Origin of the sequence: Lentzea flava (assembly GCF_014648475.1) — a bacterium.
Lineage (GTDB): Bacteria > Actinomycetota > Actinomycetes > Mycobacteriales > Pseudonocardiaceae > Lentzea > Lentzea flava.
Genome location: NZ_BMRE01000068.1, coordinates 14,309 through 37,615, shown reverse-complemented (window position 1 = coordinate 37,615; position 23,307 = coordinate 14,309). Strand labels below are relative to the sequence as shown.

The 23,307-nt window shown below is 69.5% G+C and carries 24 protein-coding genes and 1 riboswitch; of the genes, 10 read left to right on the top strand and 14 right to left on the bottom strand.

Annotated elements, in window-relative coordinates; genetic code table 11:
• Positions 1–255 precede the first annotated feature (255 nt).
• From IEZ09_RS41020 to IEZ09_RS41000, 5 genes are all read right to left on the bottom strand, one after another.
• On the bottom strand, positions 256–1,461 hold the full coding sequence (locus tag IEZ09_RS41020; protein WP_189259249.1) for an HNH endonuclease signature motif containing protein: 1,206 nt from the start codon (positions 1,459–1,461) through the stop codon (positions 256–258).
• Positions 1,462–1,871: 410 nt separating this feature from the next.
• Positions 1,872–3,491, bottom strand: a complete 1,620-nt coding sequence (groL, locus tag IEZ09_RS41015) for a chaperonin GroEL (RefSeq protein ID WP_189259248.1) — start codon at positions 3,489–3,491, stop codon at positions 1,872–1,874.
• A 234-nt stretch (positions 3,492–3,725) separates the two neighbouring features.
• Positions 3,726–4,949, bottom strand: a complete 1,224-nt coding sequence (locus tag IEZ09_RS41010; RefSeq protein WP_189259247.1) for a serine/threonine-protein kinase — start codon at positions 4,947–4,949, stop codon at positions 3,726–3,728.
• 59 nt (positions 4,950–5,008) lie between these two features.
• Complete coding sequence (locus IEZ09_RS41005; protein ID WP_065915056.1) at positions 5,009–5,212, bottom strand: cold-shock protein; 204 nt, start codon at positions 5,210–5,212, stop codon at positions 5,009–5,011.
• Positions 5,213–5,291: 79 nt separating this feature from the next.
• Positions 5,292–5,933, bottom strand: a complete 642-nt coding sequence (locus IEZ09_RS41000) for an AIM24 family protein (protein ID WP_189259246.1) — start codon at positions 5,931–5,933, stop codon at positions 5,292–5,294.
• A gap of 70 nt (positions 5,934–6,003) precedes the next feature.
• Between IEZ09_RS41000 and moeA the strand changes: the two genes are divergently transcribed.
• From moeA to IEZ09_RS40975, 5 genes are all read left to right on the top strand, one after another.
• Positions 6,004–7,200, top strand: a complete 1,197-nt coding sequence (gene moeA, locus IEZ09_RS40995) for a molybdopterin molybdotransferase MoeA (RefSeq protein ID WP_268247687.1) — start codon at positions 6,004–6,006, stop codon at positions 7,198–7,200.
• 16 nt (positions 7,201–7,216) lie between these two features.
• Positions 7,217–8,629: a M48 family metallopeptidase gene (locus IEZ09_RS40990; protein WP_189259245.1), complete on the top strand. Its 1,413-nt coding sequence runs from the start codon at positions 7,217–7,219 to the stop codon at positions 8,627–8,629.
• A 205-nt stretch (positions 8,630–8,834) separates the two neighbouring features.
• Positions 8,835–9,530, top strand: a complete 696-nt coding sequence (locus IEZ09_RS40985) for a phosphatidylserine decarboxylase (protein ID WP_189259244.1) — start codon at positions 8,835–8,837, stop codon at positions 9,528–9,530.
• Entirely contained in the window at positions 9,530–10,498 is a 969-nt protein-coding gene (pssA, locus tag IEZ09_RS40980) for a CDP-diacylglycerol--serine O-phosphatidyltransferase (RefSeq protein ID WP_370467793.1), read from the top strand. Before IEZ09_RS40985 ends, pssA begins: the two co-directional genes overlap by 1 nt.
• 52 nt (positions 10,499–10,550) lie before the next feature.
• Positions 10,551–12,704: an AAA family ATPase gene (locus IEZ09_RS40975; protein ID WP_189259243.1), complete on the top strand. Its 2,154-nt coding sequence runs from the start codon at positions 10,551–10,553 to the stop codon at positions 12,702–12,704.
• A gap of 1 nt (position 12,705) precedes the next feature.
• Here IEZ09_RS40975 and IEZ09_RS40970 read toward each other — a convergent pair whose 3' ends face one another.
• From IEZ09_RS40970 to IEZ09_RS40960, 3 genes are read right to left on the bottom strand one after another with little or no spacing between them, the layout of a single operon-like run.
• Positions 12,706–13,212, bottom strand: a complete 507-nt coding sequence (locus tag IEZ09_RS40970; RefSeq protein ID WP_189259242.1) for a hypothetical protein — start codon at positions 13,210–13,212, stop codon at positions 12,706–12,708.
• Positions 13,213–13,232: 20 nt separating this feature from the next.
• On the bottom strand, positions 13,233–13,826 hold the full coding sequence (locus IEZ09_RS40965; protein ID WP_189259241.1) for a LytR C-terminal domain-containing protein: 594 nt from the start codon (positions 13,824–13,826) through the stop codon (positions 13,233–13,235).
• Positions 13,826–14,104, bottom strand: coding sequence for a DUF3263 domain-containing protein (locus tag IEZ09_RS40960; RefSeq protein ID WP_189259240.1), 279 nt, complete (start codon positions 14,102–14,104; stop codon positions 13,826–13,828). Before IEZ09_RS40960 ends, IEZ09_RS40965 begins: the two co-directional genes overlap by 1 nt.
• A 108-nt stretch (positions 14,105–14,212) precedes the next feature.
• On the opposite strand from IEZ09_RS40960, the gene IEZ09_RS40955 reads away from it, so the two are divergent.
• Positions 14,213–14,791 (top strand): peptide deformylase, encoded by a 579-nt coding sequence (locus tag IEZ09_RS40955; protein WP_189259239.1) that lies wholly within the window; start codon positions 14,213–14,215, stop codon positions 14,789–14,791.
• On the opposite strand, the gene IEZ09_RS40950 is transcribed toward IEZ09_RS40955, so the two are convergent.
• On the bottom strand, positions 14,788–15,738 hold the full coding sequence (locus IEZ09_RS40950; protein WP_189259238.1) for an aldo/keto reductase: 951 nt from the start codon (positions 15,736–15,738) through the stop codon (positions 14,788–14,790). The genes IEZ09_RS40955 and IEZ09_RS40950 overlap by 4 nt on opposite strands.
• A gap of 72 nt (positions 15,739–15,810) precedes the next feature.
• Between IEZ09_RS40950 and IEZ09_RS40945 the strand changes: the two genes are divergently transcribed.
• From IEZ09_RS40945 to thiD, 3 genes are all read left to right on the top strand, one after another.
• Positions 15,811–16,413 (top strand): LysE family translocator, encoded by a 603-nt coding sequence (locus IEZ09_RS40945; RefSeq protein ID WP_189259237.1) that lies wholly within the window; start codon positions 15,811–15,813, stop codon positions 16,411–16,413.
• Positions 16,414–17,123: 710 nt separating this feature from the next.
• Positions 17,124–17,248: riboswitch (TPP riboswitch) on the top strand.
• Entirely contained in the window at positions 17,238–18,893 is a 1,656-nt protein-coding gene (thiC, locus tag IEZ09_RS40940; protein ID WP_189259236.1) for a phosphomethylpyrimidine synthase ThiC, read from the top strand. Its footprint overlaps the riboswitch before it by 11 nt.
• Positions 18,890–19,708, top strand: coding sequence for a bifunctional hydroxymethylpyrimidine kinase/phosphomethylpyrimidine kinase (gene thiD / locus IEZ09_RS40935; RefSeq protein ID WP_189259235.1), 819 nt, complete (start codon positions 18,890–18,892; stop codon positions 19,706–19,708). Before thiC ends, thiD begins: the two co-directional genes overlap by 4 nt.
• On the opposite strand, the gene IEZ09_RS47775 is transcribed toward thiD, so the two are convergent.
• Positions 19,651–20,241 carry a TetR/AcrR family transcriptional regulator gene (locus tag IEZ09_RS47775; protein ID WP_189259234.1) on the bottom strand — a complete coding sequence of 197 codons (591 nt, stop codon included), beginning with the start codon at positions 20,239–20,241 and terminating at the stop codon, positions 19,651–19,653. The two genes, thiD and IEZ09_RS47775, sit on opposite strands and share 58 nt — an antisense overlap.
• A gap of 14 nt (positions 20,242–20,255) precedes the next feature.
• Here IEZ09_RS47775 and IEZ09_RS40925 point away from each other — a divergent pair, with 14 nt between their 5' ends.
• Positions 20,256–20,672, top strand: a complete 417-nt coding sequence (locus IEZ09_RS40925) for an SRPBCC domain-containing protein (protein ID WP_189259233.1) — start codon at positions 20,256–20,258, stop codon at positions 20,670–20,672.
• Positions 20,673–20,765: 93 nt separating this feature from the next.
• Here IEZ09_RS40925 and IEZ09_RS40920 read toward each other — a convergent pair whose 3' ends face one another.
• The 4 genes from IEZ09_RS40920 to thiO all read right to left on the bottom strand — a co-directional run bounded on the left by IEZ09_RS40920 (position 20,766) and on the right by thiO (position 23,306).
• Positions 20,766–21,209, bottom strand: coding sequence for a MarR family winged helix-turn-helix transcriptional regulator (locus IEZ09_RS40920; RefSeq protein ID WP_229813401.1), 444 nt, complete (start codon positions 21,207–21,209; stop codon positions 20,766–20,768).
• Between the two features lie 75 nt (positions 21,210–21,284).
• Complete coding sequence (locus IEZ09_RS40915) at positions 21,285–22,040, bottom strand: thiazole synthase (RefSeq protein WP_189259232.1); 756 nt, start codon at positions 22,038–22,040, stop codon at positions 21,285–21,287.
• Position 22,041: 1 nt separating this feature from the next.
• On the bottom strand, positions 22,042–22,242 hold the full coding sequence (gene thiS / locus IEZ09_RS40910) for a sulfur carrier protein ThiS (protein WP_189259231.1): 201 nt from the start codon (positions 22,240–22,242) through the stop codon (positions 22,042–22,044).
• A complete protein-coding gene (gene thiO, locus IEZ09_RS40905) occupies positions 22,239–23,306 on the bottom strand; it encodes a glycine oxidase ThiO (RefSeq protein WP_229813402.1) in 1,068 nt (355 codons plus the stop codon). The genes thiS and thiO overlap by 4 nt, the downstream gene beginning before the upstream one ends.
• Position 23,307: the final 1 nt, after the last annotated feature.

The window sequence follows — 23,307 nt, the reverse complement described above, 5'->3', positions numbered from 1 at the left end:
TCTGCCTCGCCCGCCCCTCTGCCTCGCCCGCCCCTCTGCCTCGCCTGACCCCTTGCCGAGCCCGGTGCCTCGGTCGCGTCTAGCTCGTTCCCTGTGCCGGTACCGACGCTTTCGCTGTCATCGCCTTGTGGCTGTCGCGGCCGTATCCGTATGCCTGGCCGGTTTGGGGGCATGCCTGTGCCACGACCGTGGTGGAGCTGCACGGCCGTGGCGGTTGGCGTGGTGGAGGGGCCGCTCGCGTTCCCCTGGTCGGGGTCAGGCGGCGGTGTGGAGCTGGTTGCGTCTGGGTCTGCGTTGAGGGTCGAGCCAGGCGGGCGGGTAGAAGACTGGCACGCCCTGCTCGATCGTGACTTCCCAGTCGCTGCGGTGGATGAGCGTGTGGTGGTGGCGACACAGCAGCACGCCGTTGTCGATGCGGGTGTCGCCGCCGTCGGCCCAGTGATGGACGTGGTGGGCATCGCAATGCTTCGGCGGGCGACCGCAACCGGGGAAGGCGCAGCCGTGGTCACGCGCGACCAGAGCGCGGCGGATCCCGGCAGTGAACAGCCGGGACCGTCGACCCACATCGAGCGGCTGGGACTTGCTGCCCATGACCATGGGGATGATGCCCGCGCTGCAGGCGAGCTGGCGGACCTGGTCGGCCGGGATGCGTTCGCCGTTGTCCAGTACCGCGTGGCCGGTCTGCTCGGCCAGGTCCTCGTAGGCCATGGTCATGGTCAACGTGACCGGTTCGCCGCCGTGTTCGGGCAACGTGTCGGCCCGTAGGGTCAGGTCGATGAGTTCGGCCAGGGCGTCGCCCTGGCGCTCGTCAAGCGAGCGCGGGTCCGGGCCCTCGTCGGTGCTCGGGCGGGGCTTGGCCAGCGGATCCAGCAGGGTCGCGAACTTCGCGCCGGTCACCGCGTCCATCGTTCCCGCGAGCTTCCAGTCCCCGGCCTTGTTCTGCCGCAGCGTAAGCCGGTTGCCCGCAGACTCGGGCTCGGGGTCACGCGGTTCGGGGTCGTTCTGGTAGAGCCCGTAGGCCAGGTCCTTGCCGAAGGCGAGCACCGCGGCGGGCTCGTGGTCGCGAGCACACTCCACGACCAGGTTCTCGACCTCGGCGGGCAGGCTCTTCATCGCCTCCGCGACCGCGACGACGTGGTCGAGCGACAACGCGCCCTCGGCCGCGGCCGCGGCGGTCACCGGAAGGGCGGGGGCGAGTTCGCTGCCGGTCGGAGTGATCTCACTGCTGAGCAGCACGGCCTGCTCTACCCAGCGCCGGGCGGTCGTCGGATCCCAGCGGAGGGCGTGCCGCAACACCTGCGGCAAAGTTTTGTACCCCAGCTCCGCCGCGGCTCCACGCCGATTCAACTCGGCGATGTCCTGCATCACTGCATATTCGCGGGCCCGGATTTCCGTCACCTTGCCGACGATGCTGCGCAGCAGCTCGTCAGTGGAGAGAAGGGAAAGCCCGCGGTCGCTCACGTGTTCGACTCTACCGCATGATCACGAGAATATTACGGTCGAAAAGGAACACCATCGAGTGAACTGGACCGGGCGAAGCAATGCCGCGCTGTTCAAGCGGTAATTTCCGGAACCCGACCGCCAAACGCAACCACGCACGCTCGCGATTGGGGCTTGACTTTGGGTGCGAGGTGCTACCGTGCTCGGATCGGCCGGGCTCCTTATGCCCGGCTTTTATAGGCCGATCTGCGCCTCGCAAGGGCCCCGAAGTCACGCCCCAATCGCAATCGTCGCGAAGCGGCGATGAAATGACCCGGCTCGTCAATACCTGCGCAACAACGCTGGAAGGCGACCCGTGAAAGCCGAACGAACGCCGAACGGCCCGGCTCGCCGAAGCGAGCCGGGCCGTTCAGTCGATCAGAGGCGTGGACTCAGAAGTCCATGCCGCCGGCGTCCGGCGTGGCCGGAGCAGCGTTCTTCTCCGGCTTGTCCGCGACGACGGCCTCGGTCGTCAGGAACAGCGCGGCGATGGACGCGGCGTTCTGCAGCGCGGAACGCGTGACCTTGGCCGGGTCGATGATGCCCGCGGCGACCAGGTCCTTGTACTCGCCGGTCGCGGCGTCCAGGCCCTCGCCCGCGGGGAGGGACTTGACGCGCTCGACGACGACGCCGCCCTCGAGACCGGCGTTGATCGCGATCTGCTTGAGCGGGGCCTCGACGGCGACCTTGACGATGTTGGCACCGGTGGCCTCGTCGCCGGTCAGGCGCAGACCCGCGAAGGCGGCCTCGGCGGCCTGGAGCAGCGCGACGCCACCACCGGCGACGATGCCCTCCTCGACGGCGGCCTTGGCGTTGCGGACCGCGTCCTCGATGCGGTGCTTGCGCTCCTTGAGCTCGACCTCGGTGGCCGCGCCCGCCTTGATGACGGCGACGCCGCCGGCGAGCTTGGCGAGGCGCTCCTGGAGCTTCTCGCGGTCGTAGTCGGAGTCCGACTTCTCGATCTCGGCGCGGATCTGGTTGACGCGACCCTGGATCTGGTCGGCGTCGCCGGAGCCCTCGACGATGGTCGTCTCGTCCTTGGTGACGACGACCTTGCGGGCCTTGCCCAGCAGCGAGATGTCGGCGTTCTCCAGCTTCAGGCCGACGTCCTCGGTGATGACCTGGCCACCGGTGAGGGTGGCGATGTCCTGGAGGATGGCCTTGCGGCGGTCACCGAAGCCAGGCGCCTTGACGGCGACGGACTTGAAGGTGCCGCGGATCTTGTTGACGACCAGCGTGGCCAGGGCCTCGCCCTCGACGTCCTCGGAGATGATCAGCAGCGGCTTGCCGGACTGCATGACCTTCTCGAGCAGCGGGAGCAGGTCCTTGACCGTGGAGATCTTGGAGCCGAACAGCAGGATGTACGGGTCCTCGAGGACCGCTTCCTGACGCTCGGGGTCGGTCACGAAGTAACCGGAGATGTAGCCCTTGTCGAAGCGCATACCTTCGGTGAGCTCGAGCTCGAGACCGAGGGTGTTGCTCTCCTCGACGGTGATGACGCCTTCCTTGCCGACCTTGTCCATCGCCTCGGCGATCAGCTCACCGATGGTGGGGTCAGCGGCGGAGATGGACGCGGTAGCAGCGATCTGCTCCTTGGTCTCGATCTCCTTGGCGGCCTTCAGCAGCTGCTCGGCGACGGCCTCGACGGCCTGCTCGATGCCGCGCTTGAGGCCGAGCGGGTTGGCGCCGGCAGCAACGTTGCGCAGGCCCTCGCGGACCAGCGCCTGGGCGAGAACGGTCGCGGTGGTGGTGCCGTCACCGGCAACGTCGTCGGTCTTCTTCGCGACTTCCTTGACGAGCTCGGCCCCGATCTTCTCCCACGGGTCCTCGAGCTCGATCTCCTTCGCGATGGACACGCCGTCGTTGGTGATCGTCGGCGCACCCCACTTCTTCTCGAGCACGACGTTGCGGCCCTTCGGGCCGAGCGTCACCTTGACGGCGTCAGCGAGGGTGTTCATACCCCGCTCGAGACCGCGGCGGGCGTCCTCGTCGAACGCAATCATCTTGGCCATTGCGGTGTGTTCCTCCGCCTTTGTGGATTCTGGGCCACTGCGGGCCGGCAAAGCCCACAGCGGAACACGGTGCAGTGGCCAGGCTCGGTGCCCGCGACGGACGACTCCCCCGGATGATCAAACCCGGAGAGGCCTCACCGTCCCAGCCTCACTGCTCTGGCACTCGAACCAGCCGAGTGCTAAGTCGTGTTTAGCACTCGGGCACGGCGAGTGCAAGCGAACCCCCGGCGAACGTCAGCGCGACGTGCGCACCGGCACAGAAGTCGGCAGCGGCTTCTTCGAGGTCGACTCGTCGCCGAGCTGCAACGTCGGCGAGGAGTTCGTCTTGGGCTGCCGCGCCGGCTCGTCCTTCGGCGACAGGATGATCACCACGATGATGATCACCACGATCGCCGCCGCGGCCGCGATGACCGGCGCGAACCACGCCGGCCGTTCCTTCTTCGACGACGTGAAGGCGCTCACGCCCACCTGGTTCGGCGGGCGCAGCCGGACGGGGTCGGCCAGCGGCGGCTGCTGGTAGCCGCCCTGGTACGGACCCTGCTGCACGGCCATCGGCCCGGACACCGGCGACTGCACCGGGATCGAGCCGGACGCGGGGCCGAGTTGAGCGGGAGCCGAGCCCTGCGCGGCCCCGGCGAGAGCGACGCGGGCGGCGTTGATGAGCTCGGCGCAGCTCGCGAACCGCTGCGACGGGTCCTTCGCGGTGCCCTTGCGGATCACCTCGTCGATGGCCGGCGGCAACGCCACGAGCTGCGACAACGCCGGAACGGCCTGGCCGAGGTGGCCCTGGATGACCTCCTGCACACCGCCCTGGAACGGCGGGCGGCCGGACAGGCAGGCGAACAGCATGCAGGCGAGCGCGTACTGGTCGGTGCGGCCGTCGACGGGCTCACCGCGCAGGTGTTCCGGCGCCGCGTAGGTCGGCGAGCCGAGGAAATCACCCGTTCGGGTGCGGTGGCCGGTGGCGCCGCGGCGGGTGAGGCCGAAGTCGGCGACGTAGACGTGCTCGCGCGAGCCTTCCTTGGTGGTCACGAGGACGTTGGCCGGCTTCACGTCGAGGTGCACGAGGCCCTTGCCGTGCAGCATGTCGAGCGCTTCCGCGACCTGCGCGAGCAGCGTCAGCGTGCGGGCAGGGGTGAGCGGCCCCGACTTGATGTGCCCGGAGAGGTCCTGGCCGTCGACCAGCCGCATCGCGATGTACAGCAGGCCGTCGACCTCGTCGAAGTCGTACAGCGGCACGATGTTCGCGTGATCGATGGCGGAGGTGTTGCGCGCCTCGTCGACGAACCTCTCGCGGAACTCGGCGTCGGGCGCGAGGTGCTCGCCGATGACCTTGAGCGCGACTTTGCGGCCGAGTCTCACGTCAGTGGCCTTGTACGTCACGCTCATGCCGCCGCGGCCGAGCACGCCGTCGATCCGGTAGTGCGCGATCCGCCGTCCGCTCAGGTCCTCTGACACGCGAGGCAGCCTAACGCCCGCTCAGATCCCCGTGCCGGGGGTTGGTCAAAGAGTGATGCTCACGCCTTTCGCACGTCCGAAGCCTGGCTGCGTCCGTCCCGTCCGGCCTGCACCTCGAACTCCACCCGGTCGCCCTCGGAGAGGGTCCGGAAGCCTTCCATCTGGATCGCCGAGTAGTGCACGAACACGTCGGGCCCGCCGTCGGTTGCGATGAAGCCGTATCCCTTTTCGGAGTTGAACCACTTGACGGTACCGAGAGCCAAGGCGTCCTCCTTCAGATCACGCAAAGAGCAGAACGCAACGCTAAAAGAAGAAAAGTCACTCGGATACCTCCTTACGGAGTCATGAACGAGCGCTGACTCCGTTGGCGCGCAACCAGGTGGTGAGCCGGCGGGGTCCGCGCGTCTGGGTGAGCACGGCACCGGGACCGGCGAAGTCGAAGACCAGGCCCTCGCCCGTCTGAATGGATTGCCCGCCATCAGCCGCGGACGGGCGAAGACGGCATTGCACGGTGTCCGCGAACGCCAGCACGTGGTCGCTGCCGATGGTCACCGCCTCACCGGCCTCCAGCGTCACGAGATCGAGCGCGCCGCAACAGGCGAGCACCACACCGCCCTGGCCGTGCGCGTAGTTCAGAAAGCCCTCGACGCCACCGAAGAGCGCCTGCAACACCGGCGCCTCGGGGTTCATCGCCACCGTGCTGCTCGACGCGACCCAGCCGAGCCGCGAGACGCACCAGCCGGTCTTGCCGTCGAGCTCGACGAGGTGCAGGTCGCCCGGCAGCACGGGGGCCGCGTCGACCCAGCCGCCCTCCGCGCCCGCCGTGCACAGCGCGACCGCCTTGGTGCCGGTGCCCTTGACGTCGACCGAGAGGCCGTAGCTCGTCGCCAGCAGCGTGAGCGGGTCGACCAGCACCATCTCGTCAGGCGCGAGCACGAGTCTCGCCACGCCGAACGTCGGTGTGTGCCGGGTCCGGACCTGCACGAGCAACACCTCCGGGGATGAACGGGTCCGGGCGATCGTCACGACCACCCGGTCTTGGCAGTATGCAGACGTGTCCCCCACCACTGTCGCCGAACACCGCCAGCGCGTCGCGGAGCTCGTCGGGCTGATGCCCGTGCTGCAGCTCCCGCTCGACGAGTGCCTCGGGCTCGTGCTCGCCGCCGACGTCATCGCTCCGGTTTCCCTGCCACCGTTCGACAACTCCGCGATGGACGGGTATGCGGTCCGCGCCGCCGACCTCGCGGGACCGATCCCGGTCACGCTCCCCGTCGCCGACGACATCCCCGCAGGCCGCACGCAGCTCAACGCGCTGGAACCCGGCACCGTCCAGCGGATCATGACCGGCGCCCCGGTGCCTCCTGGCGCGGACGCGGTGATCCAGGTCGAGCTGACCGACGGCGGCACCGAGACCGTGACGATCAACGCGTCCGTCGCGCAGGGCACGAACATCCGCGTCGCGGGCGACGACGTGCAGAAGGGCGACGCGGTGCTGGTCGCCGGCACCGTCCTGCGCCCTGCCCAGCTGGGACTCGCGTCCGCGCTCGGGCTCGCGCGGCTGCCGGTGCGCCGCCGCCCGCGGGTGCTGATCCTGTCCACGGGTTCCGAGCTGGTCGAGCCCGGTCAGCCGCTGCAGCCCGGCCAGATCTACGAGTCCAACGGCATGATGCTCGCCTCCTCGGTGCGGGAGGCGGGAGGCGTCGCCGTGCAGCTGCGGTTCGTGCCGGACGACGTGGAGGCCTTCCACCGCGCGCTGGCGCCGTACCTCGGCTCGGTGGACGTGATCGTGACGTCCGGCGGGGTCAGCGCGGGTGCGTACGAGGTGGTCAAGGACGCCCTGGCGAGTCACGACGTGCGGTTCACGAAGGTCGCGATGCAGCCGGGCGGGCCGCAGGGCGCGGGCACCTACGAGGGCGTGCCGGTGCTGACGCTGCCGGGCAACCCGGTGAGCGCGCAGGTGTCGTTCGAGGTCTTCGTCCGGCCCGCGCTGCTCGCGTCGATGGGGCACGCTCAGGTCGAACGGCCGACCGCGCGGGCAACCGTGACGACGTCGCTGACGTCTCCTGCGGGGAAGACTCAGTTCCGGCGCGGCCTGTACGACCCGTCGTCCGGTCAGGTCGTGACGCCGGTCGGGGGTCCGGGCTCGCACCTGCTGTCGGCGCTCGCGCTGTCGAACTGCCTGATCGAGGTGCCGGAGGACGTGACGGAGCTGGCGGCGGGGGCCGAGGTCACCGTCAGACACCTGCAGTAGAAGGGCTGACTGGGGGATGAGAGCGGTACTGGCGCTGGTGATGCTCGCTGGGTTCTTCGTGCTCGGCGCGGCGCTCACGGCGTTCCTGGTCGTGGTCTCGATCTGGCGGTTCCGGATCGGCGACTTCCAGGGCGGCGGCTGGATGGCGTTCTTCGCCGCGAGCGTCGCCGTGCCGATGCTCTGGGCGGTGCTGCGCGCGTTCTTCGCGAGGCCCGCGCCGAGCGGGGTGCCGATGACCCGTGCGACGCATCCGGAGCTGTGGCGGCACGTCGACGAGGTGGCGGCGCTCGCGGGCACCCGCAGCCCCGACGACGTGCGGCTGGTCCCGGAGGCGAACGCGAGCGTGTGGGAACGCCGCGGCACCCGTTATCTCCAGCTCGGCCTGCCGCTGGTGGCCGGGTTGTCGATCGGCGAGCTGCGGTCCGTTCTCGCGCACGAGCTCGGCCACTACGGCGGCGGGCACACGCAGGTGTCCGCGGTGACGTTCCGCGCCAAGGTCGCGCTGGAGCTGGCCGTGAACCAGGGCGACTTCATGCGGCTGCTGTACGGGTGGGCGAAGCTGTACGCGCTGGTCGCGGCCTCGGAGAGCCGGGAGCACGAGCGGTTCGCCGACGAGGTGGCGGTGGCGGCGGCCGGTCAGGAGGCGGCGCGGCGGGCGTTGCTGCGGATCGGCCCGGTCGGCGAGGCGTGGAGCGACTACCTGCGCTGGTACGTCGCGCTCGCGGTCATCGCGGGGCGCACCCCGCCGTTGATCGAGGGCTTCCGCCACTACCTGGACCACCCGCGGCGGGTGCACGAACTGCGCGAGCTGGAACCCGTTCTGGCCGAGCAGGAGCCGACGTCGGTGTTCGACAGCCACCCGCCGGTGCGCGAGCGCGTGGCCGCGATGGCCTTGCTGACCTCGCCTTCCGCCGTGAGCCTCGACGAACGACCGTCGTGGACGTTGCTGGAGGGCACGCCGCCCGAGGCCGTCGCGCAACTGATCGAGGTCGAGGGCCCGCCGATCACGTGGGAGGAGCTCGCCCCGCTGACCGGTCCGGTGCTGGTCCGCCGCTACGCCGACGCGTTGCGGCACGCCGGCCGGGTGAGCAAGGTCGGCGACACGCTCGCCGCCGTGCTGGCCTGCCTCGAACGCGGTGAGCTGCACCGGCTGACCGGCAGGCCCGTCGACGGTTCGCTCACGCCGGAGCAGGTGCACGAGGCCGCCGTCGACACCGTGACGGAACTCCTGGCGTGCGCGGTCGCTGACCAGCTCGTCACCGCCAACCGCGCCACGCTGGAACTCAACTGGGGCGGTATGTTCGTGCTCCGGCTGCCCGACGGAGCTGCGGTCTATCCGGACGATCTCGTCGCACCCGCCGTCCGTGACGCCGGCCGTGTCGCCGAAGTGCGGCTTCGCCTGCAGGCCATCGGCGTCGACGGACTGTGACGGAACGCTCACCGACCGGCGTTGTTCACGCCATGTGACGGGGATTACACTGAATGCAGGTGCCGGTCGGTGCGTGCATTCGTCGGGGGATGCACGGGCCGACCGGCCACTTGTTGTTCGCGACAGTCCCGCTGGGCGGTTTGGTGTGTTGGCGTAGCGTGATGCCGCCCGACAACTCACGGAAGCTACGGAACCCCCAGACACGATGAGCAGCGAGAAGCCCGTCTCCCACTTCCTCGAACTCGCGCGCGGCATGGTGCCGCCGATGCACCCGGCCGGACGCCCGTTCGTCGCCGGCGCGGCGATCGCGACCCTCCTCGTCCGGCTGCGCTTCAAGCGGCTCGGCGTCGTCCTCGGCCTGGTCACGGCGTGGGTCGCGTGGTTCTTCCGCGAGCCGAAGCGCGTGACGCCGACCCGCCAGAACATCGCGGTCGCGCCCGCCGACGGCACCGTCTCGCACGTGGTGGACGCCGTTCCGCCCGCCGAGCTCGGCCTCGGGTCCCAGCCGATGACGCGCGTCAGCGTGTTCCTCTCGGTCTTCGACGTGCACGTCCAGCGCGTGCCCGCGGACGGCGAGGTCGTCCAGGTCTCGTACCACCCCGGCAAGTTCCTCTCCGCCGACCTCGACAAGGCGTCCGAGGAGAACGAGCGCAACACCGTCTGGCTGCGCACCGTCAACGGCCACGACCTCGTCGTCGTGCAGATCGCCGGCCTGGTCGCGCGCCGCATCGTGTGCGAGGTCGCCGAGGGCGAGAAGGTCGCCGCCGGCCAGACCTACGGCCTGATCCGCTTCGGCTCGCGCGTGGACCTCTACGTGCCGCGCGGCAGCCGCGTCCTGGTCGAGGCGGGCCAGCGCACCATCGGCGGGGAGACCGTTCTCGCTGAGCTTCCGGAGGCCTGATGGCTCCCAGCGGGCCCGGCGTTCGCCTCCTGCCGAACGCGATCACGGTCCTGGCGATGTGCGCGGGCCTGTCCGCCGTGCACTTCGCGAACGTCGGCATGTGGGGCGCGGCCATCGCCTCGATCGCGGCAGCAGCCGTGTTCGACGGTCTCGACGGCCGCATCGCCCGCCTGCTGGACGCGACGTCGAAGATGGGCGCGGAACTCGACTCGCTGGCCGACGCGATCTCGTTCGGCGTGGCCCCTGCCCTCGCGATCTACCTCTGGAAGTTCGAGGGCAGCCGCGCGGGCTGGGTCATCGCGCTGATCTTCGCGGTCTGCATGGTCGTCCGCCTGGCCCGCTTCAACACGTTGCTGGAGAAGGAACAGCCGCCGTTCGCGAAGGAGTTCTTCGTGGGCGTCCCCGCTCCTGCGGGCGGGTTGTTGTTGCTGCTGCCCCTGATCATCGAGGAGCAGGTGCGCAGCGACGGCTGGTGGAACAACCCGGTCGTCGTCGGCGTGTGGACCGTCGTGGTCGCCATGCTGCTGGTGTCGCGCATCCCGACGCTGTCGGTGAAGACGGTGAAGGTGCCGCCCCGCGCGGTCGCCCCGCTGCTGGTCCTGATCGGCCTGCTGGCCGCCGCGATCATCACGTTCCCGCTGGTGGCGCTGATCATCGCGATGGTCGTCTACCTCGCGCACCTGCCGTACTCGGTGCGCCGGTACATGTGGCTGTCCAAGCATCCGGAGGCCTGGACCGTCACCGGCGTGGAGCGCCGCGCGATCAAGCGGGCCCACGGCGTGGCGGCCCGCCGCCTCGGGCTGCGCCAGCCGTTGCACGGGCGTGTTGCCGGTGCGGCCATGCGCGCGGTGCGTCGGCCTCGCCGTGACGCGTCCACCGCGGCCGCCGCCGAGGGCGCGGTCCCGGCAGGCGGTGGCCGGCGCCGTTCGTGGCGCCAGCTGGGTCTCCGCCGGCACCACAAGTCCTGATCGGATCGGTTGCGCCGGACTCCGGCGCAACCACCGCACTAGAGTCGTCGGCGTGATCACGCTGACGGCTCGCCTGTCCCCGTCCGCACTGGACACCCGTCGCGGCGTAGTCCGCCTCCACCGCGAGGTGCTGGACGCCTTGGGCCTGCGCGCCTGGGACGCCGTGAAACTGACCGGCGCCCGCGTGAGCGCCGCCCTGGCCGCCGCGGGCGACCAACCTCCCGGCGTGGTCCTCGTGGACGACGTGACGCTGACCAACCTGGGCGTGGTCGAGGGCGCCGAAATCGTGGTGGCCCCGGTCCAGGTGGCAGGCGCCCGCTCGATCACCGTCGCGGGCTCCCGCCTGGCCACCACGGCCCTGACCCCGGATCACGTCCGCATGGCGTTGACCGGCAAGGTGCTGACCGTCGGCGACAACGTCTCCCTGCTCCCCCAGGACCTGGCGCCCCCACCCGGCGCCAACGTCTCTGAAACGCGCCGCAAGCTGTCCAACGCCATCGGCATGACGTGGACCAACGAGCTGATCACCATCACCTCGACCGACCCCGCGGGCCCGGTGGCCGTGCAGCCTTCGAGCGTGGTGGGCTGGCGCTCGGCCTCCGCCCCGGCCGCCGAGGTGACGCCGGTCGTGGTGCAGGAGAAGCACGAGGCACTGCCGGTGGCCGACCTCGTCGGCCAGAAGGACCAGGCCCGCCGCCTGACCGAATGGCTGGACCTGATGTTCCGCCAGCCGGAGCTGCTCACGAAGCTGGGCGCCTCGGCCCGCCTGGCCGCCATGATCAGCGGCCCGGAAGGCGTGGGCAAGGCCACGCTGGTCCGGGCAGTGGCCCGCTCCGTGGACGCCTCGATCGTGGAACTGGCCGCCCCGAGCATCTCGGTCCTGGAACCGGGCGCCATGGCCAAGCAGCTGGGCGACGCGATCGCGGCAGTCCCCGAACAGCCCACCGTCCTGCTGCTCACCGACATCGACGCCCTGCTCCCCTCGACCCCGCCCCCGGTGGCGACGGTCGTTCTCGACATCCTGCGCACCGCCGTGTCCCGCCCCAACCTGGCTCTGGTGGTCACCTCGGCCCGCGCGGAGTCCGTGGACGCCCGCCTGCGCACCCCCGACCTGGTCGACCGGGAACTGACCCTTCCGCTCCCGGACGCCGCCACCCGCACCGAACTGCTCCGGGTGCTCCTCCGCGACGTACCGCTGGAGTCCGATGTGGACCTCGGCGCCGTGGCGGAACGCACCCCGGGCTTCGTGGCAGCCGACCTGTGCGCCCTGCGCCGCGAGGCAGCCGTACGAGCAGCCCTGCGCCAGCGCGAGGTCCCGGAACCCCGTGTGGGACAGGAAGATCTGCTGGGCGCGCTGAACACGGTCCGCCCGATCTCGATGTCCGCCTCGGACACAGTCCAAACGGGAGGCCTGACCCTCGACGACGTCGGCGACATGACCGAGGTCAAGCAGTCCCTGACCGAAGCAGCCCTCTGGCCGCTGCGCTACCCGGACTCCTTCGCCCGTCTGGGCGTGGAACCTCCACGAGGTGTCCTGCTCTACGGCCCACCGGGCTGCGGCAAGACCTTCCTGGTCCGCGCCCTGGCAGGCACCGGCCAGCTCAACGTCCTGACCGTCAAGGGCGCCGAACTGATGGACAAGTTCGTGGGCGAGTCGGAACGAGCGGTCCGCGAACTCTTCCGCCGAGCCTCCGACGCCGCCCCGGCTCTGATCTTCCTCGACGAGGTGGACGCCCTGGCCCCGCGCCGGGGCCAGTCCTCCGACGCAGGCGTGGCCGACCGCGTGGTGGCCACCCTCCTGACCGAACTGGACGGCGTGGAACCACTCCGGGACGTGGTGGTCATCGCCGCGACGAACCGCCCGGAGCTGATCGACCCGGCCCTGCTCCGCCCTGGCCGCCTGGAACGCCTCGTCTACGTGCCGCCACCAGACGCCGCGGCCCGCACGGAAATCCTGAAAGCCGCCTCCCGCAACACACCTCTGGCCGCAGACGTCGACCTCTCCACGCTGGCAGCCGAGCTGACCATGTACTCGGCAGCGGACTGCGCAGCCCTGGTGCGGGAAGCAGCACTGACGGCAATGCGGGAATCCCTGGACGCGGCCGAGGTCACGCAGGCACACCTGGCCAAGGCCCGCGAGGTGGTCCGCCCCTCCCTGGACCCGGCACAGCTGGCGTCTCTGGCGGCCTACGCAGCCACCCGCTGAGTCAGAGCAGACGGCTCGGGTCGTCCCGGGAGACGATCTTCCCGTCAACGAGTCGCGCCGGCCTCAGCGTGGTGTCTTCGCAGTGCCGCAAGTAGAAGCTGAGACCGGCGCCGGCCACGGGGTGAGCCACCCTCCGCTCCAGCCACTGGATCATTTCGATCAGCATGTGCCACTGCGTAGGGCCGTGGATCTCCTGGCGCGATGTGAGCACCCAGGCCGGGTGGCGGCCCTCGCGCAAAGCCAACTCGGAGAAGTCGACCCCGCCGACCCGCACGTCGGAAGGCCCGCGCCCGGCCAGCAGCGGTTCGGCCTGGGTCTCCCAGCTGCTGTCAGCCATGTCGTGAGCGGGATCGCCGTCGCCGACGTAGTCGATCGGGAAGTCGGTCACGATCGTGAACTCATCCGGTTGCGGCCCGAGGCCGAGATGCCAGCGGAGTTCGGCGAGTTCCGGCTCCGGGAGGCCGGCCGGAAGCTCAGCTGTGATCAGCAGTTCGTAGAGATCAGCCATGCCGCAGCAGCCCAGAACCCTTACTTGCTCTTGGAAGCACCCTGGTAGTCGTTGGTGACGATCAGGATGATCCCGGGCGGAGCCGACTGGATCCCGTCGAACCGGGGCTCGACCCGAGCCCGCAGCACGGCAGCCAACTCCTTGGCAGAAGCCTCTTCATCCGTCCCAGGCCGGTAGTACACGGTCGTGGTCGGAATGGTCCCCTGCGAGTAGTTGCCGGTGTCGGCGACAGTCCACCCGTTGGCCCGGACCTCGTCCGAAGCCTTCCCGGCCAGCCCGGTGATCGTCGAGTTGTTGTAAACCCGCACCGGCACCTTCGCCACTCCGGGCTGTGTGACTGGAGGCGGCGGCGTGGCAGCAGAAGAGGTGGGCGGCACTGTCGTGGTGGTCGCGGGAGCCGAAGGCGAAGCCGTGGTCGTGGGCGCGGCAGCCGACTCGGAAGTCGTCTGCGGCGGAGGCTGAGTTGAGCTCCCCCCGGCGACCGGCGGTGTGTCGGAATCACCGCCGAACAGGCTGACAACGCCGATGATCAGGGCCACCGCGGCCACACCCAGCAGGGCGAAACCGGCGGCCTTGGCCGGACGGGACGGGCTTGCGGACTCGGGGGAGGTCATCAGTCCTCGGTGCTCCTGGCGCGTGCACGAACCCTGGCGCGGCCTGTCCGCACGCCGCGCAACCGCTTGACCAGCATCGGCTCGGCAGCCATCGCGGCTTCCTTCTCGATCAGGCCGTTGAGCAGCTGGTAGTAGCGGGTGGCCGACATGTCGAACAGTTCCCTGATGGCCTGTTCCTTGGACCCCGAGTACTTCCACCACTGCTTCTCGAACGCGAGCATCGTGCGTTCGCGGCTGGTCAGCCCGTCAGCGGTAGCAAGCCTCTCGGCGTGATCCATCTGGCTCCCCACGGTCGCCACACCATCTCAGGTGCGGGCAATTCAATCACGTGATCGTTCCAACCTACCGCGCGACACCGACAGTTTTGGACGGCTTAAAGTCTGACCATGGCCGTGCACCGCATCTGCATCGTTGGCGACCCCGTGCTCCACAACCCGACGCGCGAGGTCACCGAGTTCGACACCGAGCTGAAGACCCTCGTCGACGACATGTTCGAGACGATGGCAGCGGCTCAGGGAGTCGGGCTCGCGGCCAACCAGATCGGTGTCGACCTGCGGGTTTTCGTGTACGACTGCCCGGACGAAGAAGGCAACCAGCACCGCGGCGTGGTCTGCAACCCCGTGCTGGAGACGTCCGAGATCCCCGAGACCATGCCGGATCCGGACGACGACTTCGAGGGCTGCCTCAGCGTTCCCGGTGAGGCGTACCCGACCGGACGCGCCCATTGGGCGAAGGTGACCGGACAGGACGTCGACGGGCAGCCGTTCGAGGTCGAGGGCACCGGGTTCTTCGCGCGGTGTCTGCAGCACGAGACCGACCACCTCAACGGCTACCTCTACCTCGACCGCCTCGTCGGCCGGTACAAGAAGGAGTCGAAGCGGATGCTCCGCGACAACGAGTGGGGCAAGCCGGGCCTGTCGTGGGACCCGGCCGACCCCGAGAACTTCGTCGACGACGAGGACTAAGGCCGCAGCACCGACTCGACCTGCACCAGCTCGTCGGCGGTGAGCGGCCCGAACTCCAGCGCACCCGCGTTCTCCTCGACCTGAGCCACCGTCCGGACCCCCGGAATGGGAATCAGCCGGGGAGAGCGTGCCCAGAACCACGCCAGCGCGCCCTGCACCAGCGTGCGACCGCCCGAGGTCAGCACGTCCCGCACGGCCTCCCGCGCCCGGAAGTACTCCGGTGAGGGCTTCCCGTCGACGAAGAACCGCAGCCACGCGGGATCCGTGACACGCACGTCGTCGGCGGGCAGCTCCCCGAACGTGTCACGGGCGAGCAGCCCCATGGCCAGCGGGCGGCGGCACAGCACGGCGAAGTTCCCCTCCTCCGCCGCCTTGTACATCTCCGGCGTGTCCATCAGCACGTTGATGTCCGCCTGCGCCGCGACGCCGTGCTCTCCTTCGGCGAAGAACCGCGCCCGTTCGGGGTCGTCGGTGCTCCAGCCGTACGAAAGGATCTTCCCCTCGCGGACCAGCGCCTCGCACTCGTCGCGCAGCAGCGCCGCCTCCTCGAGCCCGAGGTCGCCGTTGTGCAGCTGGTAGAGGTCGATCCGGTCGGTGTTCAGGCGCCGCAACGACCCCTCGACGGCGCGGCGCAGGTGCTCGACCGAGCCGTCGTAGCCGGTCAGCTCCCTCGTGGCAGGATCGAACAGGTTTCCCCACTTGGTCGCGATGACCACCTCGTCACGCACGGACGCAAACGCTTGCCCCACCAGCTCTTCCGAGTGTCCGCACCCGTAGACGTCCGCGGTGTCGATCAACCGCACCCCCAGGTCGAACGACCGCTGGAGCGCCTTGAGCGACTCCGTGTCGTCAGCAGGACCCCAGCCGACGGGCTTCCCGAAGGCGGTCATCGGCCCGCCCATCGCCCACGTTCCGAAACCCAGCTTCACGTTCCCAAGATCCGTCATGGGCACTACCGAACATCCTGGAGCGCGCTCCAGGTCAAGAAAGAAGTTGCTCGCGTCAGCGACCATCGACGCATGCCACTGGAAAACATCGTCGCCTTCGTCGCGGCCTCGTTCCTCATCGCACTGTCGCCAGGACCCGGCACGGCCATGGTCCTGCGACAGTCGGTGCACGGGCGAAAAGCCGCGCTGGCGACGGTGTTCGGCATGGAGGTCGGCGTCGCGTGCTGGGCCGTCGCCGCGGCTCTGGGCCTGTCCGTGCTGCTCACGGCGTCGGAGATCGCCTACCACGCGCTGCGGATCGCCGGCGCGGTGTTCCTGATCTACCTGGGCGTGAAGGCCCTGCTCAGCAGGAGCCTGCCGGGCGCGGAGCCGCCACCGGCCAGCCACGCGTTCCGCAGCGGGCTGATCGTGAACCTCGCCAACCCGAAGCTGGGCGTGTTCGCGATCTCGTTCCTACCGCAGTTCGTGCCTGCCGGGGAGGCCGGCCAGCGGGTTCTGCTCTTCCTCGCCGTCGGGTGGGTCCTGATCGACACCGTCTGGTACCTGATCATCGTGTCGATCCTGCACACCATCCGCGGCTGGCTGAGCCGCCCGCGGGTTCGCCCTGCGCTCGAGAAGCTGTCGGGCGGCGTGCTGCTGGCGCTCGGAATCCGGCTGGTACTCGACCCGCGTTGAGATCGGGTCGCCCCGGCGCCAGAACAGCTCGGGCAACCCGGCCAGCTCGGCGAAGGTGTGGCACGCGGCCATCGACTCGTAGCCACCGGCCAGCACGTGCGCGCGAATGCGGTCGAGACGGCCGAACTCGATCACCTCACCGGCGATGAGGAACGGCAGCACCAGCTGCCAGGCCTGCACCACCGCGGGCCGGCGCCGGTGAGGTGCGCGCATGGCCGCGCGGGCGACTCGTAAGAGGTGCTCGTTCGCGCTCATCGTGTACGGGTGCGCCGAGTGGTCCCAGTTCCACCGGCGCTCCTCCGTGACGGCACACCGGACGCACTCGACCGGCCCGGTGCCGAGCTCGGCACCGCACCTCGAGCACGCCAGCAGCGTCATCGCCCAGTCGACGCACGTCCACGGGTACTCGCCGACGTCGGAGGAGACCACCAGCTCGGCCAGCTCGCGGTCCGCCATCTGGGACGACGTCCGCAGAGCCTCCCAGTCCGCGAGCCAGAACTGGTCGAGCAGCTCGGCGCAGAAATTGCAGTCGGGGTAGCCACGACCTGCGAGTTCTCCGCAGGAAGGGCATGCCGAGACCACGGCGGGACGTTGACCGCGACGCGCGCCGGGCGGGAACGGCTGATGATCCGCCACGAGAGAGAAGGTTAGGGCCAAACCGTGGCCTTGGCAGCTGTGGCGCGCGCTGACTATGGTCGGGTCTCGACAACTCAACACAACGCGGGAGCTCGCGCCTGAGCGGGCTGAGAGGGTGACTGGCTGCCACGCCGGTGTCACCGACCGCCTGAACCTGACCGGGTAATGCCGGCGTAGGGAGGAATGTCGTGACGGCACTTGACGACCGTTCGGTCAAGCCCAGTGTGACCACCGGCCCGATCTCGGGCTCTCGCAAGGTGTACCGCGAGGTGTCCTCGGACATCCGGGTGCCCTACCGCAGGGTGGAACTGACCAACGGCGAGCATGTCGATCTTTACGACACTTCCGGTCCGTATACCGACGACAATGCGACCATCGACGTCCACAGTGGACTTCCTGACATCAGGTCGGGGTGGATCGCCGCACGGGAACCGATCAACGGAGCTGTCAGCCAGCTCGCGTACGCGAAGGCCGGGATCATCACCCCGGAGATGCGCTTCATCGCGACGCGGGAGAACCTCGACGCGGAGTTCGTGCGCAACGAGGTGGCCATCGGGCGTGCGGTCATTCCGTTGAACCGCAAGCACCCCGAGGCCGAGCCGATGATCATCGGCAAGAAGTTCCTCGTGAAGATCAACGCGAACATCGGCAACTCCGCCGTGTCGTCGTCGATCGAGGACGAGGTGGAGAAGATGGTGTGGGCGACCCGCTGGGGTGCCGACACGATCATGGACCTGTCCACCGGCAAGCGCATCCACGAGACGCGCGAGTGGATCCTGCGCAACTCCCCCGTTCCGGTGGGCACCGTGCCGATCTACCAGGCACTGGAGAAGGTCAACGGCGATCCGGCGAAGCTGTCGTGGGAGGTCTACCGCGACACCGTGATCGAGCAGTGCGAGCAGGGCGTCGACTACATGACCGTGCACGCGGGCGTGCTGCTGCGGTACGTGCCGCTCACGGCCAAGCGCGTCACCGGCATCGTCTCGCGCGGTGGGTCGATCATGGCCGCGTGGTGCCTCGCGCACCACAAGGAGAGCTTCCTCTACACGCACTTCGAGGAGCTCTGCGACATCCTGCGCACCTACGACGTCACGTTCTCGCTGGGTGACGGGCTGCGGCCGGGTTCCATCGCGGACGCCAACGACGAGGCGCAGTTCGCGGAACTGAAGACCCTCGGCGAGCTCACGCACATCGCGCGGGCGAAGGACGTCCAGGTCATGATCGAGGGCCCCGGCCACGTGCCGATGCACAAGATCGCCGAGAACGTCCGGCTGGAGGAGGAGTGGTGCGGCGAGGCGCCGTTCTACACCCTCGGCCCGCTGGCCACGGACATCGCGCCGGCCTACGACCACATCACGTCCGCGATCGGCGCGGCGCAGATCGGCTGGCTGGGCACGGCGATGCTCTGCTACGTCACGCCGAAGGAGCACCTCGGCCTGCCGAACCGGGACGACGTGAAGACCGGCGTGATCACGTACAAGATCGCGGCCCACAGCGCGGACCTCGCGAAGGGCCACCCCGGCGCCCAGGACTGGGACGACGCGCTGTCCAAGGCGCGCTTCGAGTTCCGCTGGGAGGACCAGTTCAACCTGTCGCTCGACCCGGACACCGCGCGCTCGTTCCACGACGAGACGCTCCCCGCGGAACCGGCGAAGACGGCGCACTTCTGCTCGATGTGCGGGCCGAAGTTCTGCTCCATGAAGATCACGCAGGACGTGCGGCGCTACGCCGAGGAACGCGGACTGTCCACTGTGGAGGCGATCGAGGCCGGCATGGCCGAGAAGTCGGACGAGTTCACCGACCACGGCAACAAGGTCTACCTGCCAGTGGTGGAAACGACGTGACAGCAACACCTCCGCGGGTCCTCACCATCGCCGGAAGCGATTCCGGCGGTGGTGCGGGCATCCAGGCCGACCTCCGCACGTTCTTCGCGTGCGGAGTGCACGGCTGCGTCGCACTGACCGCCGTGACGGTCCAGAACTCGCTCGGTGTCACGGGCGTCGCCGAGATCCCGGCGGACACCGTCGCGGCGCAGATCATCTCGGTCGCCGAGGACATCGGGCTGCAGGCGGCGAAGACCGGGATGCTGGCGTCCGCCCGGATCATCGAGGCCATCACGCCCGCGCTGGACCGGGTCGGGATCGGCCGTGGCCGCAGGACCCCGTTCGTCGTCGACCCGGTGTCGGCGTCGATGCACGGCGACCAGCTGCTGGCCGACTCGGCGCTGGAGGGGTTGCGGGGCCTGCTCTTCCCGCGCGCCACGCTGGTCACGCCGAACCTCGACGAGGTGCGGCTGATCACCGGGATCACCGTGAAGGACCGGGACGACCAGCGCGTGGCGGCGGAGGCCCTGCACGCCATGGGGCCGGAGTGGGTGCTCGTGAAGGGCGGCCACATGTGGGACGACCCGGAGTGCCTCGACCTGCTGTACGACGGTCGCGAGTTCATCGAACTGCCCGGCCCCCGTTACGACGTGAAGCACACGCACGGCAGCGGTGACACGCTGGCGTCGTCGATCAGCTCGGCACTCGCTCGCGGTGCGTCGGTGCCGGAAGCCGTGCGGTTCGGCAAGGACTTCATCGTCCGCTCGGTCGCCGCCGCCTACCCGTTGGGCGCCGGCGTCGGCCCGGTGTCTCCGCTCTGGAGGCTCGACAGGTAGCGGGCGTACATCGCCCTGAGGTCGGTGGTCTCGGGGTCGAGCAGCCAGACCGTCAGCGCGCCTTCCAGGAAGGCGATCAGCTCGACGGCAGCTGCCTCCCCGAGCACACCGGCGAAGTGACCCCTGAGCAACCGGTTGCGCTCCCGGAACCGCCGCGTGATCTCGTCGTCCCGCGCCAGGTGCTCCGCCTGCAGCACCGTGTGCAGCGTCGCCAATCCCTTGTGCGCCATCGTGTATTCGGCGTCTTCGAGCAACGCCGTCACGAGGTCCTTGCTGCTGACCCGCTGAGCAGCTCGGGTGTCGAACTCGTCCAGGACCGCCTTGAGCAGGTTCTCCTTGGACCCGAAGTGGTGGATCACCGCGGACGGCGTGACCCCCGCCTTCTTCGCGATGGCCGCGACCCCCGTGCCCGCGTACCCGTTGACGCCGAACAGCTCGATCGCGGCGTCGACGATCTCGCGACGTCGCTCGACGCCGCGCTGCTGAACCTGCCCCTTGATCCCGACGACGGGAAAAAGACTAGCGGCCCCCATTATGCTGAACAACCATGCAGGAAAATGAAGTCAGGACAGAGCTGGTCATCCCGGCGCCGATCGACGACGTGTGGCGGGTGCTGGTGGACTTCGCGAGCTACGCGAAGTGGAACCCCGTCATGGAATACACGCAGGTGGACGGGGTGAAGACGAGGGTGAAGGCGGCCAAGGGCACGCCGTTCGAGCGGGACTTCGAGGGCGAGATCACCTCGATGGAGCCCTATGCGCTCACGTCCCAGGGCGGCGACCCGGAGACGTTCTTCGGCCGCCACCGCTGGGAGCTCAGCGAGGTGGACGGCGGCACGCGCCTGGTGAACGCGGAGGAGTTCACCGGCACGATGGCGGCCGGAGTGCTGGCGCAGACCCGCGACGTGCTCGTCGCGGAGTTCGACGCCTTCAACCGGGCGCTACTGGAGGTCGTCGCCTGTTAGCAGGCCTTCCGCTTGACGTCGCCGAGGCCGAAACCCGCCCTGGTCATGACCACCATGGACATGACCAGAGCTCTTCCGGCTGGAGCACCGGTGCTACTTGATCTCTTCGCCGACGAGCGTTTCCAGCGCGTCCAACGCGTTCACGAGCGCCGCCACGTGCTCGGGCGTGAGCTGCTCGATCCGCCGCTGCAGCTCGCGCACCCGCGCGGACCGCACACCGGAGACCATCGTCTCGCCCTCGGGCGTGGGGGTGGCGAGCCAGGCGCGGCCGTCCTGCGGGTCGGGCTCTCGCTTCACGTACCCGGCCTCCACCAGCGCCGCGACGATGCGGGACAGCGTCGGGGGCGCCACGCCTTCCTTGGTCGCCAGGTCGCCGAGGCGCATGGGACCGCACCGCGCGAGCGTGGCGAGCGCGGAGACCGCGCCGGGGCCTAGCCCGGGGGAACCGGTGCGTCGCAGCAACCGGGCCAGCCGGCCGATCGCCAGGTACAGGCGCGCGGTCGCGTCCTCGACCTCGGCGTCAATGGGGGCCGTCACGGCTAGTCGTCCTCCTCGGCGGATTTCAGGTAATGCTCAATCATCCCCCAACACGTGAGTACCCAAGGTAGCGACTCAGAGACCTGGCGAAGACGCTTGGGCCCAAAAGCGCTGCGGAATTCTTCCCGCCAGACGCGCGAGCCGTCCTCCCTCGACCGCACAACGCATCGCGGCGGCCATCCGTTCCGGGTCCTGGGCGCGCGTCACCGCGGTGGCGAGGAGCACCGCTGAGCAGCCCAGTTCCATTGCGAGCGCGGCATCGGAGGCGGTGCCGATGCCCGCGTCGAGCACCACCGGCACCGACGCGCGGGACGTGATCAGCTCGATGTTGTGCGGGTTGCGGATGCCCAGGCCCGTGCCGATCGGCGAGCCCAGCGGCATCACCGTGGCGCAGCCGACGTCCTCCAGCTTGCGGGCCAGCACCGGATCGTCGTTGGTGTACGGCAGGACGACGAAGCCGTCGTCGACCAGGCGCTCGGCGGCGTCGAGCAGTTCGACCGGATCGGGCAGCAGGGTCTCCTCGTCGTGGACGACCTCCAGCTTGACCCAGTTCGTCTCCAACGCCTCCCGCGCGAGCTGCGCGGTCAGCACGGCCTCCGCGGACGTGCGGCAGCCGGCGGTGTTCGGCAGGACGTCGATTCCAAGGCGCCGCAACAACTCCAGCACGCCGGTCTGGCCGGCCGAGTCGACGCGGCGCATGGCCACGGTGGTCAGCTCGGTGCCGGAGGCCACCAGAGCCCGTTCCAGCACCGAGAGGTTCGCGGCACCGCCGGTGCCGGTGATGAGCCGGGAGCGGAACTCCCGGCCCGCGATGATCAGCGGATCGTCCACGTCAGCCTCCCTGGACCGCGGTCAGCACCTCGACCACGCCGCCGTCCGGCACGATCGTCTTCTCCCACAACGCCCTCGGCACCACCGCGCCGTCCAGCGCGACGGCCACGCCCTTGTCCGGCGCACCCACCAGCGACACCACCGCGGCCACCGACGTGCCGTCGGCCAGGTCCCGCGAAGTGCCGTTGACCCTTGCTTTCACGCGCTTCCTCCCTTGAGCAGCTCGACCACGAGCGCGGCGGTGTGCGGGGCGAGCAGAAGCCCGTTGCGGTGGTGGCCCGTCGCCGCGATGACGCCCGGTTCGAGCCAGCGCACGATCGGGACGTTGTCCGGGCTGCCGGCGCGGAACCCGACCGCGGCCTCGGTCAGCGCGTACTCGGCGATGCCCGGCAGCACCGTTTCGGCGTCGCGCAACAGGTCCCGCACGCCCGCGACCGTCACGTCGGTGTCGAAGCCCGCCTCGTACTGGGTGGCGCCGACGACCACGCCGTCCTTGCGCGGCACCAGGTACACGGATCGCCCGGACACCGAACCGCGGATCGTGCGGGTCGGCGGCGGCAACGCGCCTGGGCGCCACGAGAGCCTCAGGATCTCGCCCTTCACGGGGCGGATCACGTCTTCGAGGGCGGGGTGGAGGGAACCGCTCCACGCGCCGGCCGCGATCACGGTGACGGCTCGCCGCGCCTGCACGGTGGTCGGCCGCGACCCAGGCGCGAAACCGTCCACAGTGGACTCGATCTTCACCCCTGCTTCGACGCAAGCCTTGTGCAGCGCGGAAAGCAAGGCGCGGTTGTCCACGGCCAGATCGCCCGGAACGAACATGCCGCCGCGCACCGCCGGTCCGAGCGAGGGTTCGAGTTGCCGGATCGCTCGACTGTTCAACAATTCAACGCGCCGATCGTTCAACAATCCTGCACCTGGATTGTTCAACAATCCTACGCCAGGATTGTTGAACAATTCGACGATCCTACGCAGGTCGGCGACGTCACCGGGCGACGTCCCCACGGTGATCGTTCCATCGTTGAACAATTCGACACCGAGCGCCGCCGCGAACTCCGGCCACAGCGCCAGGGCCTCGACACCTTGCGCCGTAACGGTTTCCTCGCCGTGCCACGCCTCGGCCACCGGTGCGAGCATGCCGCCCGCCACCCGAGAGCCGGCGTGCGGCGACCCGAGATCGCACACCGAGACCGAGAAACCCGCACGCGCCGCGCACCAGGCCACGGACAGGCCGATGACGCCGCCACCGACGACGGCCACTTCCACA

Coding starts and splice junctions, on each gene's coding strand:
- groL (WP_189259248.1), bottom strand. CDS start 3,491: ATGGCCAAGATGATTGCGTTCGACGAGGACGCCCGCCGCGGTCTCGAG.
- IEZ09_RS40990 (WP_189259245.1), top strand. CDS start 7,217: ATGAGAGCGGTACTGGCGCTGGTGATGCTCGCTGGGTTCTTCGTGCTC.
- IEZ09_RS40985 (WP_189259244.1), top strand. CDS start 8,835: ATGAGCAGCGAGAAGCCCGTCTCCCACTTCCTCGAACTCGCGCGCGGC.
- pssA (WP_370467793.1), top strand. CDS start 9,530: ATGGCTCCCAGCGGGCCCGGCGTTCGCCTCCTGCCGAACGCGATCACG.
- IEZ09_RS40970 (WP_189259242.1), bottom strand. CDS start 13,212: ATGGCTGATCTCTACGAACTGCTGATCACAGCTGAGCTTCCGGCCGGC.
- IEZ09_RS40965 (WP_189259241.1), bottom strand. CDS start 13,826: ATGACCTCCCCCGAGTCCGCAAGCCCGTCCCGTCCGGCCAAGGCCGCC.
- IEZ09_RS40960 (WP_189259240.1), bottom strand. CDS start 14,104: ATGGATCACGCCGAGAGGCTTGCTACCGCTGACGGGCTGACCAGCCGC.
- IEZ09_RS40955 (WP_189259239.1), top strand. CDS start 14,213: ATGGCCGTGCACCGCATCTGCATCGTTGGCGACCCCGTGCTCCACAAC.
- IEZ09_RS40950 (WP_189259238.1), bottom strand. CDS start 15,738: ATGACGGATCTTGGGAACGTGAAGCTGGGTTTCGGAACGTGGGCGATG.
- IEZ09_RS40945 (WP_189259237.1), top strand. CDS start 15,811: ATGCCACTGGAAAACATCGTCGCCTTCGTCGCGGCCTCGTTCCTCATC.
- IEZ09_RS47775 (WP_189259234.1), bottom strand. CDS start 20,241: ATGGGGGCCGCTAGTCTTTTTCCCGTCGTCGGGATCAAGGGGCAGGTT.
- IEZ09_RS40925 (WP_189259233.1), top strand. CDS start 20,256: ATGCAGGAAAATGAAGTCAGGACAGAGCTGGTCATCCCGGCGCCGATC.